Here is a 16108-nt window from a genome sequence, read left to right as displayed (position 1 = left end):
ACCAAAATCTGTGGAGAGAAAAAAAATCCGCACAGCACGCAAATATTTTTCCCAAGAAGGATCGATATAAACACAAAGTTCACAAAACCAGGTCAACACAAAGCTTTGTGAACTTTGTGTTTGTCAATACACTCCACGATAAAAATAATTAACTCTATTTGCTAGGGATCAATACCAAAATCTGTGGAGAGAAAAAAAATCCGCACAGCACGCAAATATTTTTCCCAAGAAGGATCGATATAAACACAAAGTTCACAAAACCAGGTCAACACAAAGCTTTGTGAACTTTGTGTTTGTCAACACACTCTACGATAAAAATAATTAATTCTAGTTGGTACTGATAAATCCCCAAACCTGTGGAGAGAGAGAAAAAAATCCGCACAGCACGCAAATATTTTTTCCAAGAAGGATCGATATAAACACAAAGTTCACAAAACCAGGTCAACACAAAGCTTTGTGAACTTTGTGTTTGTCAACACACTCTACTATAAAAAGCTCTGCGCGCTTTGCGTTAAAAATTACCCAGTGTATAAATGTATTCGTTTCGCCATATTTTTCCTTACTCCATTAGGAGTTAAATATTGGTAGGGCAAAATTGACACGAATATATTAATTTCTATAAGTAGGTAATCGCTCCGCCATATTTTTCCTTACTCCATTAGGAGTTAAATATGGGTAGAACAAAATTGAGACGAATAGATTGATTTCTATAAGTAGGTAATCGCTCCGCCATATTTTTTCTTACTCCGTTAGGAGTTAAACATTGGTAGCAAATTCAAGTCCAATGCAGAAAAACCTGCCTAAACTTCAGTTTTTGTGTTATTTTCATTTTTTCATCTTTGCGTTAAAAATTACCCAGTGTATAAATGTAATCGCTCCGCCATATTTTTCCTTACTCCATTAGGAGTTAAATATTGGTAGGGCAAAATTGACACGAATATATTGATTTCTCTAAGTAGGTAATTGTTCCGCCATATTTTTCCTTACTCCATTAGGAGTTAAATATTGGTAGAACAAAATTCGCTCCGCCATATTTCTCTTACTCCGTTAGGAGTTAAACATTGGTAGCAAAGTCAAGTCCAATGCAGAAAAACCTGCCTAAGCTTCAGTTTTTGTGTTATTTTCATTTTTTCATCTTTGCGTTAAAAATTACCCAGTGTATAAATGTAATCGCTCCGCCATATTTTTCCTTACTCCATTAGGAGTTAAATATGGGTAGAACAAAATTGACACGAATATATTGATTTCTATAAGTAGGTAATTGTTCCGCCATATTTTTCCTTACTCCATTAGGAGTTAAATATGGGTAGAACAAAATTGACACGAATAGATTGATTTCTATAAGTAGGTAATCGCTCCGCCATATTTTTTCTTACTCCGTTAGGAGTTAAATATTGGTAGAACAAAATTCGCTCCGCCATATTTCTCTTACTCCGTTAGGAGTTAAACATTGGTAGCAAAGTAAAGTCCAATGCAGAAAAACCTATCTCGACTTGAGCTTTTATGTTATTTTCATTTTTTCGTCTTATAAATTGAGTTGTACGTAAGATTTTAAGTGAAAAAATGTCTTAAAGTGGTATAAAAAAAACTTTTAGCAGAAACTTGGGTAATGGTTATGGAATATATTTGACTAGTTGATTTAAGTAAGTTGATTTTGTGTTTGGAACGCATACAAGTTACTTGAATCAAGTTTACAGAGGTATTTATTTTGTTGGTTGAGGCGGCGATGTAATTTGTTTTTAATTTATAGTAGGATAGATATTTTAAACATTTTACGTGAAATGTGGGAAGTTCCCGCTGCCTTACCAACATTTAATCTTAATATTTTAACTATGAAAGAGAATGAAAATGAAATTTGGCATGGTACCAGATTAATGTTATATGGTCTAATCATTATTTTGACAATTTTTAATTTAGTCCAATTTTTTTCGAAATAGAATTTAACTTAATTTTCCTTTAAGTAGGATGTCCATTTTTTTTAATTAAAAATTTTTTCAGGTTCGTAGTGACCTGTTTACTCATTGATGCGTTTAAAAAAAAGCTTATTTTTTTTATTGATAGATAATACATAAGAGGGACTCAAAATAATGAGATTCCCTCTTTTATTTTTCTGACAGAAAAGCAAAGAAACTAATCACCACCTTCTTTATAAAATTGCTTAGTGCACCAAATGTGTTTGGGATCAAGACTAAATATTGTGGAAAACATAAAAGAGATTAGTAGTTAATTGAAGTTGCTAGTTTAATAATTCAATAAATAAATTGGCTTTAAAAAGTTTAATCCCTAAGGGATATTTTTCTGGTTGATTCTTATCCTGCCAATATTAAACTCCTAACGGAGTAAGAAATATCCCGGACAGATTACATCTATATACTGGATGATTTTTACCTCAAAGCAAGCAAAGTTTTTTATCATAGAGTGTGTTGACATAGCTTTGTAAACTTTGTGTTTATATCATCTTGCTTAGTAAAAAATCTTTGAGTCCTCTGTGGTATTTTTTTTCTCTCTGCACAGGTTTTCGTGTTGATCCTGTGTTTGTAGAATTACTAACACATTTTCTGTTTTCCAGTTCTGAGCCATCCTTCTGGTTCAAAAAACTAAAACTAATGGTATTCTGTACAACTACTTAGCTGTATTTGATACAATTAAAACATTGCTTTAGAGTAAGGTAACAAAGGGGGGTAAATAGTTTAATTTTTCTCTGGTCATTTCCCATGCTGTTTTAAAAAGGGACTCTTATAGTCTTGTCTATTGGTCTTTAGGGTTGTAAAGATTCTAATTTCTTTATTAGTAAATGATTGTTATTTATTGTGTTATGGATATTTCGCTTTTTTAGTGCAACTAAAAAAGTATGTCTTAAACTAATAGTTTAAAAACTTTTGCTGGTAATATCTTCTTTAATCTAACAAGATCTTTGCATTCTCAAATTACGTGTATTTGAAATGAAAATATTGATACGGTTACAAAAAATTTAAAGTCTGATTAAATTGAGATTAGTCTGACTTCTGGAAAAACATTTTTTATAACTATAACTGATTTAAATTAATAATAATAATAGTTTAATCTTATGAAGAATAAATTACTCCCATTGTTTGTTGTGTTAGGTAGTTTATCTGCTTATTCGCAAGTAGGTGTTGGAACAAAAAACCCGAGTCCTTCTGCACAGCTTGAAGTACAAGCTGGAAAAAAAGGGGTATTGATACCTCGAGTAGAATTACAAAGCAGTACAGATGTAGGTACTATACCGCATGATGTTAGTGCTCTTGATGGTATATACCATGAAAGTTTAATGGTTTATAACCTTAAAACTATTGCAGATGTAAAACCAGGATATTACTACTGGGTTAATAACAAATGGAATAGATTAGCAATTTCTGGTGAAGCCGGTTCAGGTACAACAGCAGGAATTTCTGATGGTACTGGTGCACCTGGTGATACAGGAAGTGCAGTAGTTCCGGATGATGTTAAAATGTATATTGACAATTCAACTAATATTGTTTATGTACGTAACCCTGAAGACCCAACTAAATGGGTTGCACTAAACGGAAAAGACGGGAAAGACGGTATAGCCGGCGCACCTGGACTTGCCGGAGGAGCCGGAGTACCGGGAGTAAACGGAAACACACCAGCAGCCGGAATCAATACATGGATTGATTCTTCAACAGGAACAATTTATGTTCAGGATCCAATCACTAAGGAGTGGAAAGAAATCTCTGGAGTAAACGGACTAAACGGAAAAGACGGAAAAGACGGCCTGGCCGGCGGAGTAGGAGCACCTGGTGCACCTGGAACCCCAGCTATTGATGCCAATACGGTAATGTATATTGACAATACAACCGGAGTTATCTATGTTAAAGATGCACTTGACCCAACTAAATGGGTTGCACTAAACGGAAAAGACGGGAAAGACGGTATAGCCGGCGCACCTGGACTTGCGGGAGGAGCCGGAGCACCTGGAGTAAACGGAAACACACCAGCAGACGGAATTACAACATGGATTGATTCTTCAACAGGAGCAATTTATGTTCAGGATCCAGGATGATAAAGGGGTTTTTCTAAAAATGTTTAAAAGAAATTTCAAAGAAGAATTCGATTTTTCAGAAAGTTGTTTTTTGGTTGAAAATGAAAGCGAGTCAAAAGAATTTGACCGTTCTATATTTGTAGTGTATGATAAGACAGAACTATTGGAATTTTTAAAACTGAAACAAAAAGGAACAAATGATCTGGTATGTTTGTTTAACAAGCAATTACATAATAGTCTGTCTGTTTTGCAACATGTCAGGAATTTAATTTTAGTAGACAATTCTAAAACAAGGATTGAAATTATGAAGGAATTAAAATCATATTTTAAAAATAAATCCGGTCTGCCGGCAGAAATGAGTGTGGTTAAAGTGCCAAATACAGCAATAATCCCATCACAATCTGATAGTTTCTATAAGGCTTTATTTTTCATGATGTAATTTTAAATTCACACATGCTTATAGATAAATGGCAGCATACACTGTAGTCGTGTATGCTGCTTTTTTATTTGCATTTAGTACTAAACAAGTAGTATGCGGAGCTTATTTTATTTTGTAAATTTCTGAACCGGCAAGTAAAAAACAACCCAATCCGTAATCTTCAAAATCGGGTATTTTATCATATGATAAAGGCTGACCGTCTTTTGGTTCTTTTCCGGTAGATTGCAGGTAACCTAAAAAGCCGTTGTTATGTAAACTCTCTATGGTTATGGCATTCCACGCTTTTTGAATAACAGGTAAATACGTTTCTTTTTTTAAGATTCCGCTATTGATTCCATAAGCCATTCCGTACACGAATAAAGCAGTTCCGGAAGTTTCCTTTTCTCCAAAATTTGTTGGGTCGTGCAAACTTACATTCCAGAAGCCATCAGCCCTTTGAATAGGCACTAAAGCAGCCGCCATTGCTTTTAAGTCTTTTACATATTGTGCTCTGTGCGGTGCGTTTTCAGGAATAATGGTCAGCACTTTTGCCAGTGCGGCAATTACCCAGCCATTACCGCGGCTCCAGTAACAATCTTCGCCATTAGGTTCTTTGTAAGGCGGATCAAAATCAGCATCGCGCCACCATAAACCATCCTTAGGATTAAAAAGTCCGTGATCGCCATGCTGGTTTCTGGAGTACAGATACATTTGATACATTTTCTCGAAATAACGGTTGTCTTTTTCTAGAACGCCTAATTTGGCAAAAACAGGCATTCCCATTTGTATGGCATCAATCCACGACCAATCGTCCAGTTGGGGCGTGTTCAAAAGCATATTGATATTTGCCTTTGTGTTTTTTAATTTTTTAGGATCCGGCTCTAAATTATACAAATCAATATAGGTTTGCGCAGCACAATAATTGTCAGCATTTCTGGTCGTATTGCCGCTGTTGAAACCCCATTTATGAAATTCTGACCATGAATAAGCATAATCATAATAAGTCTCTTTCGGAAAAATTTCGTGTAAAGCCATTAATCCTTCATAATAAACACCACGTGTCCAGATATTACTGGGGCGTTCCTTATTTGTAATAATGGTTTTGCCGGTTTCAGGCCATTTTTGCATGAAATAATCATTGGCAAGAATCATTTGTTTCAGTATCAGTTTCCTGTCAAAAGCCTGTTGTGCGTTTGCTGAATGATACGATAAGCATATAGCCAAAAATAAAAGTAATTTCTTCATTTTTAATGGTCGGTTTTGGGTAGTTAGTTTTGTTGTTGCAATGGTGTGAGTGTAACAGGTCCTAATAATCCTGAAGGAGTAAGATTCCATTGTGTGGCGTCGAATTTTTTATAATCCTTATCTACCATATTGATTTCATAAAATATTTTCCATTCTTCGCCTTTTATTTCCTTGTCGCGAATTCGGTTAGCCGAAAGATTAGTCACCTGAATTTTTAATATATTCTTTCCGGTTTTTAGTTTTTCAATATTTAATTGATAAGGAACTGACCACGCCGTACCCATAAACACATCATTCAGCCACACTTTTGCGCTTTCGCGGACATCTCCCAGATTCAGACTATAATGTTCTGTTGTACTATTTGGTTTCTCAAATTCTAAAGTGTAGGTAGCACTTCCTGAAAAAGCAGCTGCTTCAGGACTTAATTTTGTCCAAGATTCTAAAGTTGAAACTGTCGAGCTTTTAGGCAATTCAGGACCGCCTTTGTCAAAAGTAACAGTCCATTTTCCTTTTAAAGAAACAGCTTCACTAAGAGGTTCATAATACTTCCACTTTTTTTGTGATGCAACATTTTCTGTTTTCAAAAAATAAGATTGTCCCGGTTCTATTTTTAGTTTAACTGCTGTTGTACGGGCATTTTTAGTCACAATTGCATTCCCGTATTCTCGTGTTAACGGATCAAAAATCACAACTTCCTTATTGCCAATTTCCAGCGGAATAAATGCATCAATTGTTTTGGGCGTATGATTGACCAGATAATATATTTTTTCACCGTCAATAGTTCTTCGGGTAAATTTTAAACCTTTGTCAACAAGAGTTTCAGGAAAAATCTGAGCGTTTTCCAGCGCGTTGAAAATATCAGATGCAGGCTGAACCACATCTTTATTTTGTGCCAATATCGATTGAAGTTTTTGTTCCTGTTTTTTATAATCCCTATAACCCGGAACAGATTCCGGCAAACCTTCAAAAATAATCGAACCTCCCGCTTTTTGCAATTCGATTAATTTTTGTAAAGTAGACAGCGGCATTTTTTTACAGGACGGAATAATCAGTGATTTAAAACTGCCTCCGGGCAAAATAATTTTTCCGTTTACGACTTTTGCTTCGGCAATAAAATTATCCGATATAAAATCTACGCCATAACCTTTATTCATTAAACTTTTGGTAGTATCATAAAATGAAGTTCCGTACAGCCATTCTGATAAGGAATGAATTTTGAACTGTACAAACAAATTCCCTTTGAGATATTTATCCCACGTATCATAAACTGGCCAGTAAAGCAGGATTTCATTATCAGGTTTGCCTTGCTGCAACAACGACTGGCAATTGGTGATATAGGAGAAAAGGGCAGGGGCATCTTCCCAAATACTATTATTTGTATTGAAATTTACAGCCGCATAAAATTGCCATCCCGGCCAAGCAGCCCTTGTGGGCGAATAGGTAGAACCGTGCAGAAAAACGTGATTGACTCCATTGAGCATTAAATCCTCGACCTCAGGTTTGCATTGTGATAATGCCGTTTTAAAATGTTCCCTCAACCATGTAAACGTCTCAGACGAAACTAAATTCTTTCCTGATATATGTGCCGCAGATGAGGAGAATTTCAGCATTACGGGATCTGCATCTCCTTCTCGGATATCATCTTTTTCACGTCTGAAACCCGGAATATCAAATGGCATTGAGCCAAAAGTTTCACATTCAGGAATATCCGCAGCAGCGTACAAATCGATCAGGTTTCCCGGCGATCCGTGTGCCTGAAGTTTGGTTTTAAAGTGTTTGGAATTTGCCCATTTTGTCCACGATTTATCAAATTTATTCAATAGTAAATCTGCGATTGTTTCGCGATAATCACTTCTAATTCGGTTTCCAGCTTCATTATCAGTTTCATTCAGTAAAAGCGGTAGTTCTTTTTTAAGGTCGTAACCTCGTAAAGTATTGAATTCTTCAAAAAAGTTGGGTGTAAAATTAGTTCCGTACACTTCAAAACTATCATTAAAAATAGCACGGATTTTACCTTCGCGACCTTTAAAAGCAGTGTTAAACGGAACAACATATGCCTTTAAAGCTTCTTCAGAATAATGATCTAATGTATATCCTTTTCCTCCGGGAGCCGCTCGCTTTACCTGTTGTCCCGTTTTTCCGCTAAACACGGCATAAATCGTATAATCGGTTTTAGTGGCTTTCCAGTTGAGTTTATTAGGTGCTGTTATATGAGACAATGCAATATGATTTCCTTCAATTGCTTTATCCTTGGCATTTATCTTAGTTTTTTTTAATTGATCTGTCAAATTCACATACGAACCGTCGCTTCCATACGCTGTGACATATAAAAGTTCAGCAGGAATTTTTTCTTTAGTACTGTCAAGCACTATATTTTTATTTATTGTTTCATTTTTTTTAAGCGTGTATTTTTCTACAATCAGTTTTGTGGCAGCGTTTTGTAACTTAACATGAGAACCTCCGTATGGCCAGCCGGTTCCTAATACCATATCAACCTGCATGTGTAAACTGTCGGCAACATGAATTGTATAATCCAGCATTTCCATCCATTTTGGCGACAGATAATCGATAAAATTATTTTCTTCACCTTTTACGCCATAAATAGGCGTTATCTCAACACCGCCAATTCCCGCTTTATAAAAATCGATCAGGCTTTTTTTAAGGTTGGGTTTGTCAACCGCACTTCCCATCCACCACCAGCGTGTCCAGGGCTGGTTGATGTTAGTAGATTTTGGCCACGGAGATACTGCCTTCTGCGCGAATGAACTATATGCACAGCAAAAAAACAGGGAAATAAAAAGGATGGATCTGGTTTGTTTCATTATTGTATTCAAATGTTTTTAGCTGTTACTCCATTAATCACTTCTTGTATTTTATCCGACTCAAAAAAATATCTGACACATAGAAACATAGAATTTGTATTTTAAAAATTATCAAAAAAGAAATTCATTTCTTTAGATAACAAACTATTATAATTAATGCCAGGTGAAATGCCTTTTTTAAGCAATACTAAATCTACGTTTTTATGTGTTAAAAAAATTAGCGCAATTTTTTCAATAAAGTAAAAGTATTAGTCGTACCTCAAAATGCTATCCTGTAGCATCCTGTTTTTTGTTATAATATTAAAAAACGAAATAGTTAGTAAAAACTTACAGTTGATTATAAATTCATATTTTTTTATAAAAATAAATATGAAATGCTAAAAAATATTTTACTAAAATTTTTAATATGATATTTATTGATTTCTCAATGAATTAGGGATTGTAAATCAGGCAGTTGTAGCTTTTTTGTGTTAATATAAATATAAAAAACCACCTAAACTATTGAAATCTAACAGGATACTACAGGATACTACGGCAACTACTTCTGGATAAATTTGGATTAACTATTAAACTAACCAAAATTTAACTTTTATGAAAAACAAACTTAATCTTCTGCTGATTATGGCCTTTTTTGCATTTGCACATGCAACAGGTTATGCACAAGAAAAAACGGTTACAGGTACAGTTACTGATCCGGCTAAACTCTCTATACCGGGAGTCAACGTAATTGTTAAAGGAACCAATAGAGGAGCCAGTTCAGATTTTGACGGAAAATTTACGATCAAAGCTTCTGAAGGGGAAACATTAGTATTCTCGTTCGTAGGATTTATAAAAAAAGAAATCAAAATAGGTGCCACAAACACCTACAACGTTTCTTTAGATGCCGAAAGCGCTAACTTAAACGAAGTTGTTGTGATTGGTTACGGAACTCAGAAGAAAAAATTAACCACAGGGGCAATTTCCGGAATCAAAACAGAAAATTTTACCGAAAGACCTATTTCAAGAATTGATCAGGGTTTGATTGGGCAGGTAGCCGGAGTTCGTGTAAAGCAGACTACGGGATTGCCGGGACAGCCTTTTAGTATTGAAATCAGGGGAGCGGGATCGATTACTGCAGGAAATGAACCGCTTTATGTTGTGGATGGTTTCCCTATTTATACCGAAGGTTCCAACAGCAACGGTGGATTTTCAAGCGGAAGCCCGTTAGACAATATGAACCCGAATGATGTTGCTTCGATCGAAGTTTTGAAAGATGCCGCGGCAGCGTCAATTTACGGATCAAGAGCCTCAAACGGAGTTGTTTTGATCACTACCAAAAAAGGTAAAAAAGGAAAACCGAAATTCACTTTTAATACTTATGGCGGTGTCAATAAAGAAGCCAACAGAGTCGATATGTTATCAGCACAGGGATGGATTAACAGAGCAAAAACCATGATTGATTCACAATGGGTAGGATCTGGAATTGCAGGAGCATCTGCAAGTCAGAATACGGCGGAAAGAATTGCCGCTTACAATGCAAAAAATCCAACTGCACCGCTGACCACCGCAAACACCAGATATTACACGTATTTATACGACGACAGATGGGATATACCGGGACATCCGGGATTGGATTATATTGACTGGCAGGATAAAGTTTTCCGTACAGGAGAATTTAACAATTACCAATTATCAGCTTCGGGAGCTACAGATGTGGTGAATTATTACGTATCTGCCAATTATCAAAAAAACACAGGATACATTATAGGAACTGATTATACTTTGTTTTCGGCACGTGCCAATGTGGATGTAAAATTATCGGAAAGTTTTAAAATGGGAATTAACATCGCGCCTTCCTATTCGATTAAAAATGATCCGGGAGTAGAAGGAAAAGACAATACGCTGTTCAAAGCCCTTACGGCAACACCGGTTTTTGAAAGCGCCTCTAACGCAGCCGGAGAAAAATACACCACAAGATATGCGTGGGGAAGTAGTACAACAAACATGTTGAACGCATTGGCAAGAACGGGAAAAAACTCGATGTACAGAACATTGATTTCGACTTATGCCAGTTATCAGTTTGCTACAGGATTTACCTGGAAAAGCACCTTAAACTTTGATAACTCAGACAATACAAACGAAAGTTATACGCCAAATGATGTTCAGGCAAGTATTAGAGGAGCTTATAATACGTATAGAAGACAAAATTTAGTGAACGAAAATACCCTGAACTGGGATAAATCATTCGGTAATCATACTATCAATGTGCTTTTAGGGCAATCCTTCAGCTCGTACGAAATCACAAGATCAACGTTGTCTTCGGGCGCACTTTACAACAGTTCAACTGTAGAAACATTGCCAACAGGATCACTTGGTTCAACTAATGCTGAAAAAAGTACTTTACTTTCTTATTTTGCCAGATTACAATACAATTATAAAGAAAAATACATATTATCTGCCAGTGTGAGACGTGACGGTTCTTCAAAATTTGGATCTGACAAACAATGGGGAGTTTTCCCTTCAGTTTCATTAGGATGGAGAATTAAACAAGAAGAATTCCTGAAAAATGTGGACTGGCTTACGGAGTTAAAACTACGAGCGAGCGGCGGGCTTAACGGAAGTAACAATATTGGCAGTTATGCCTCTTACGCGACTCTTGCAACCTACAATTATTCTATTGGCGGAGCGGCAGCAATTGGGCAGGGCGCATCATCAATTGCTAATCCATCCTTACACTGGGAAGAATCACGAAGTGTTGATTTAGGATTGGATTTCGGAATCATCAAAAACCGACTTTCCGGAACATTTGAAGTGTATCGAAAAAATAACAGCGAATTACTTTTAAGAGTTCCTATTGTAGGCGCAACCGGATTTACAAGTTATCTGACGAATGTGGGAGAAGTGCAAAATCAGGGTTGGGAATTTGAATTGAGTTCCTTAAACGTGAAAACACCTAGTTTTGAATGGAGAACATCTGCCAATATAAGTCATAACGAAAATAAAGTTTTGGCATTAGGTCCGGATCAATCCAAAATTGAAATCAGTAATGCTTATGACGGCGGAGTTCCTTTTGTAAAATTAGAAGTAGGAAAACCAATGTATACCATCTTTGGACTGAAACAAAATGGCGTAGTAACCCAGGCAGATATTGACACAGGCGGAACAACTATAGGAGGAAATAAACTGGTTTTAGGAGATCCGAGATATATCGATCAAAATGGTGATAAAAAAATAAATTCAGACGATCGCGTTGATTTGGGCAATCCAACTCCAAAATATACCTGGGGAATCACCAATACTTTTAAATACAAAGATATTGATTTGAATGTATTAGTGCAGGGACAAAACGGAGGAACAGTTTACGGATTGACCGGAAGAGCGATTGACCGTACGGGAATGGGATCTGTAGAAAATTCTCTAAACGTAGATCCGGCCGTAAGAGGAAACTGGAGAACATCCTTTGGTTATCAGGCAAACTCAGACTGGTTGTACAAATCAGATTATGTAAGTGTGAGAAATATTACAATAGGATATAATCTAAGACAAGCGATTAAAGGCTTAAGCCGAATTGACAATATGAGATTGTATGTAACAGGTGAAAACTGGTTTTACTGGAACAAATATAAAGTAGGTTTTAATCCCGAAGCAGTAAATACATCAGCAAGTTCAAACAGCGATTTTTCTGTGCCGGTAGATTATGGAGGAGCACCTCTTGCAAAATCTTTAGTGATAGGACTTAACATTAATTTTAATTAAAATAAAATGAAAAAATATATTTATTTACTGGCAGTACTATTTGGATTTACGTCATGCAATGATGAGTTAGAGCAATTGCCTTTGTCACAAGGAACAATTGAAAATTTCTATGCAACTCCGGGTGATTTTATTCAGGCGAGAAATGCCACATATTCAGTAGCTTTTCACGGAATGGGTACTTACGGTTATGCGAACAGAGTGTTGAATTTAAGCGAAGTTCGATCAGATAATTTGCTCGCAACAACAGAAGCGTCAAGAGATTGGGAAGGAATTAATAGTTTCTACACCAATATCAGCTCCAATACATTTGTAAAAGAAGCTTATATCAGTAACTATAACGCCATTAATAAAGCGAATCAATTACTGGAAAAAATAGCCGAAAAAGGAGATCAGATTTTTACTAATCCTGCTGATAAAGCCGCTATGACTGCCGAAGCCCGTTTTTTAAGAGCATTTTGTTACTTTGATTTAATAAGATGGTTTGGAAAAGTGCCGTTAATTGAGAAAACAATGACAGCGACCGAAGCTGCGGCAATAAAAAGAACCCCTGTTGCAGATGTTTATAAACTGATTATCTCAGACCTTGAAAAAGCAATTCCGGATCTTTTGCTATCCTACGATGCCGCAAATTACGGACGCGTTTCTAAATATGGCGCAAAAGCATTATTAGGTCTGGTGTACATGACGCGTTCAAGTCCAACATACGGAATCGACGGCGCCACTCTTGGCTTAAACGAATGGGATAAAGCATACCAGCAATTGAACGATATTAAACTAAGCGGATTGTATAAAGTAGGAACAGATTATGACGCTATTTTTAAAGTTGAAGGAAATGCAAACCTTGAAAATGTACTGACAATTCCCTACACTCAAGGTTTACCATTGGCAGTGGGAGGAAATTTCATGGTAGAATTAGGTTATGAACCTTATTTTGCATCCGTAAATTTATCGGCACAAGGAGCCTTAGAAGCCAAACCAATTTCAACAGGGTTTTTAAGCTTGTTTGCTGCCACAGATAAAAGAAAAATCTTTGGTATTGCCACAAGTTACACCGTTCTAACAGGAACCTACAAAGGAAGTTACACCTTGCCGGTTTTCAAAAAATATATAGATGCCACAAGATACGGAAACGGGCGTGAAGACTGGGGAGTAGATTTCATGGTAACACGCTACACAGATGTATTAATGATGATGGCAGAATGTACACTTCACGGCGGCGGCGGTTCTCAGGCTGAGGTGGATGCAATTGTAAACCAAGTACGAACAAGAGCTGGAGTTCCTGCAAATGCAGCAAATATAACCTTAGATCAATTGTTTGAAGAAAGAAGAAAAGAATTCTTCTCAGAAGGAACAAGATGGTTTGACTTAATAAGATCAGGAAAAGCCGTAACCATCATGAATGCATGGAAAGCAGCCGAAGATACCGGAGGAAAAATAAGAGCAATTGAAAATAATTCATTGTTATACCCAATTCCGCTATCAGAAATTTTAGCCGTTCCCGGACTTTACGACCAAAACCCGGGTTACGATTAATTATTGGTAATTTTATTTTTTGTTTTTTAGAAGAAGCTGTCTTTTCAGACAGCTTTTTTTAGTTTTCAAATTCAGAATAAACAGGAAAGCACAGGATGCTTTTACCGTTTAACTCTTTTAAATTTAAAGCTTTAGCAAACTGTTGGATGTAATTAATAAAAGTTCAATTAAAAACATAGATACACAGGTTTTAAAAAAGAGCAAAAAGAAATTCAATTCTTTTACATAACAAACTATGTATAACTAATACTAAGTGAAACGCCTTTTTACGCAGTACAAAATCTACGTCCCGATAGCTATCGGGACTAGGTGTTAAAATAATTACACCCAACAGTATTTAAAAACATTCACAATGATATACTTAAAAAAACTTCTTTTATTTTTATTTGTTTTAGGTGTAGAAAACTCAATATCTGCACAAGTAAAATTGCCTGCATTAGTTGCGGATAATATGGTGCTACAGCAAAACGCAAAAGTAAATTTATGGGGATGGGCATCGCCAAACGAAAAAATAATCATCACTTTAGGATGGGAAAATCTGCCTGTTGAAGTGATTGCGGATGCGAATGGAAATTGGAAAGCAGCCGTAAACACGCCAAAAGGAAGTGACAAAACGTATGACATTTCAATAAATGCATCAAACAATATCACCTTAAGAAATATCTTAATTGGCGAAGTGTGGCTTTGTTCCGGTCAGTCGAATATGTTTTTTCCTGTGGGAAGAGAAGATAAAACCTGGAAAACCGGTGTGAAGAATTATGAGGAAGAAGTCAAAAACGCTTCTTTCCCCAATATCAGATTATTTACAGTCGCACTGAACGCATCACCAACTCCGCTTGAAGATGTTACAGGAAACTGGAAAGTGTGTACGCCCGAAAGTATTCAGACATTTTCTGCTGTAGCTTATTTCTTTGGAAGAGATTTATATCAGCAATTACATGTGCCAATTGGCTTAATTTCGACTTCGTGGGGAGGAACAAAGGCAGAAGCGTGGACAGCACAAACCATTTTAGAAAATGATGTTGCTTTTTTACCAATTCTACAGGAAGATGCAAAAAACGAAAAATTACATCAGGAAAAATTAGAAGCCTATTATTTAAACCTGACAAACGAACGAATGGCAAGTGCCGAAAATACACCAAAAGGACAATTAAAAAAGCCAAAAAAAGAACCCAACAAAACATCCTACGTTTTGTACAATGCCATGTTGCACCCAATAGTAAATTACACCATAAAAGGCGCAATCTGGTATCAGGGCGAAAGCAATTCCGGAAAAGCCTTTTTGTACCGAACATTATTTCCCGCAATGGTAAAAAGCTGGCGAGAGGAATGGAAACAAGGTGATTTCCCTTTTTACTACGTTCAGATTACGCCACATAAAGGACAAAATCCTGATATTCGTGAAGCACAGCTAATGTCCTTGAAAACAATCCCAAACAGCGGAATGGTGGTGACAACAGATGTTGGTGATGCGAAAAACATTCACCCAATTGACAAGCAAACCGTAGGCTACAGATTAGCTCTGATTGCGCGAGCAAAAACCTATGGAGAAAATAAACTCGTGTATTCAGGACCTATTTTTAATCATATGAAAGTCAAAAAACAAAAAGCACAATTGTTTTTTGATTACGCCGATTCTGGTTTACAGAAAAAAGGAGCAACCTTAAAAGAATTTGAAATAGCAGGAAACGACCAGATATTCTATCCCGCCGAAGCTAAAATTGATGGAAAAACAGTCGTAGTTTCCTCATCAAAAGTAAAAGAACCCGTTGCGGTTCGGTTTGCATGGAAAGCCGTTCCCGAACCTAATTTATTCAACAACGATAGTTTGCCCGCTTCGCCTTTCAGAACTGACGATTGGATGCCGAATACAGAGAAATAAATATGTTGCGATTTATTTTTAATACATAGTCCCGATAGCTATCGGGACATAGCTTACAGAACGTTAAAAAAAAGGCATTTCATTTATTTTTAATTCACATAGCTAAGTGAAAGAAATGAGTTTCTTTTTAATACTCTTTAAGTCAAACAAAAAATCTATGTTTCTATGTGTTTAAATTTTTTACCCAGATTTTTTAACCTTACGTCTTAGCGTCTTTGCGAGATTAATTTTATTTAATCTTTTGAATCCTTAGAATCTTTGGCAAAAAAAACAACACATAGTTATCTTCAAATAAATCTCAATTGAATTAAAACTAATATGAATGGAAGAAAATTTATAATTGAAAATTAAAACAGACAAAAAGTAAAAAACATTGCGATTATTTAAACACATAGAAACATAGCTTATAGAACTTTTAAAAAAAGGCATTTCATTTATTTTTAATTCACATA

General features: G+C 36.0%; 7 protein-coding genes. 5 read left to right on the top strand and 2 right to left on the bottom strand.

Annotation, left to right across the window (positions count from 1 at the left end):
- The first annotated feature begins 3067 nt into the window (after positions 1–3067).
- Both ACHRVX_RS23735 and ACHRVX_RS23730 read left to right on the top strand, forming a co-directional pair.
- A complete protein-coding gene (locus tag ACHRVX_RS23735) occupies positions 3068–4042 on the top strand; it encodes a hypothetical protein (RefSeq protein ID WP_395337063.1) in 975 nt (324 codons plus the stop codon).
- Positions 4043–4061: 19 nt separating this feature from the next.
- The gene (locus ACHRVX_RS23730; protein ID WP_395337061.1) at positions 4062–4460 is read left to right on the top strand and encodes a hypothetical protein; all 399 of its coding nucleotides are present in this window, start codon (positions 4062–4064) and stop codon (positions 4458–4460) included.
- A gap of 102 nt (positions 4461–4562) precedes the next feature.
- Here ACHRVX_RS23730 and ACHRVX_RS23725 read toward each other — a convergent pair whose 3' ends face one another.
- Both ACHRVX_RS23725 and ACHRVX_RS23720 read right to left on the bottom strand, forming a co-directional pair.
- The gene (locus ACHRVX_RS23725) at positions 4563–5684 is read right to left on the bottom strand and encodes a glycoside hydrolase family 88 protein (RefSeq protein WP_395337059.1); all 1122 of its coding nucleotides are present in this window, start codon (positions 5682–5684) and stop codon (positions 4563–4565) included.
- Positions 5685–5707: 23 nt separating this feature from the next.
- Complete coding sequence (locus ACHRVX_RS23720; RefSeq protein WP_395337056.1) at positions 5708–8506, bottom strand: glycosyl hydrolase; 2799 nt, start codon at positions 8504–8506, stop codon at positions 5708–5710.
- Positions 8507–9097: 591 nt separating this feature from the next.
- Here ACHRVX_RS23720 and ACHRVX_RS23715 point away from each other — a divergent pair.
- The 3 genes from ACHRVX_RS23715 (at position 9098) to ACHRVX_RS23705 (ending at position 15656) form a co-directional block, all read left to right on the top strand.
- Complete coding sequence (locus tag ACHRVX_RS23715; RefSeq protein WP_395337053.1) at positions 9098–12241, top strand: SusC/RagA family TonB-linked outer membrane protein; 3144 nt, start codon at positions 9098–9100, stop codon at positions 12239–12241.
- A 6-nt stretch (positions 12242–12247) separates the two neighbouring features.
- Entirely contained in the window at positions 12248–13774 is a 1527-nt protein-coding gene (locus ACHRVX_RS23710) for a RagB/SusD family nutrient uptake outer membrane protein (RefSeq protein ID WP_395337051.1), read from the top strand.
- Positions 13775–14126: 352 nt separating this feature from the next.
- The gene (locus ACHRVX_RS23705; RefSeq protein WP_395337049.1) at positions 14127–15656 is read left to right on the top strand and encodes a sialate O-acetylesterase; all 1530 of its coding nucleotides are present in this window, start codon (positions 14127–14129) and stop codon (positions 15654–15656) included.
- Positions 15657–16108: the final 452 nt, after the last annotated feature.

Source organism: Flavobacterium sp. FlaQc-47, assembly GCF_044006475.1.
GTDB lineage: Bacteria > Bacteroidota > Bacteroidia > Flavobacteriales > Flavobacteriaceae > Flavobacterium.
Note: the sequence above shows the minus strand (reverse complement) of the source record. Positions and strands in the feature narration are given on the sequence as shown.

Excerpts from the sequence above, each read along its gene's own strand:
- ACHRVX_RS23735 (WP_395337063.1), top strand. The coding sequence starts at position 3,068 with ATGAAGAATAAATTACTCCCATTGTTTGTTGTGTTAGGTAGTTTATCT.
- ACHRVX_RS23730 (WP_395337061.1), top strand. The coding sequence starts at position 4,062 with ATGTTTAAAAGAAATTTCAAAGAAGAATTCGATTTTTCAGAAAGTTGT.
- ACHRVX_RS23725 (WP_395337059.1), bottom strand. The coding sequence starts at position 5,684 with ATGAAGAAATTACTTTTATTTTTGGCTATATGCTTATCGTATCATTCA.
- ACHRVX_RS23720 (WP_395337056.1), bottom strand. The coding sequence starts at position 8,506 with ATGAAACAAACCAGATCCATCCTTTTTATTTCCCTGTTTTTTTGCTGT.
- ACHRVX_RS23715 (WP_395337053.1), top strand. The coding sequence starts at position 9,098 with ATGAAAAACAAACTTAATCTTCTGCTGATTATGGCCTTTTTTGCATTT.
- ACHRVX_RS23710 (WP_395337051.1), top strand. The coding sequence starts at position 12,248 with ATGAAAAAATATATTTATTTACTGGCAGTACTATTTGGATTTACGTCA.
- ACHRVX_RS23705 (WP_395337049.1), top strand. The coding sequence starts at position 14,127 with ATGATATACTTAAAAAAACTTCTTTTATTTTTATTTGTTTTAGGTGTA.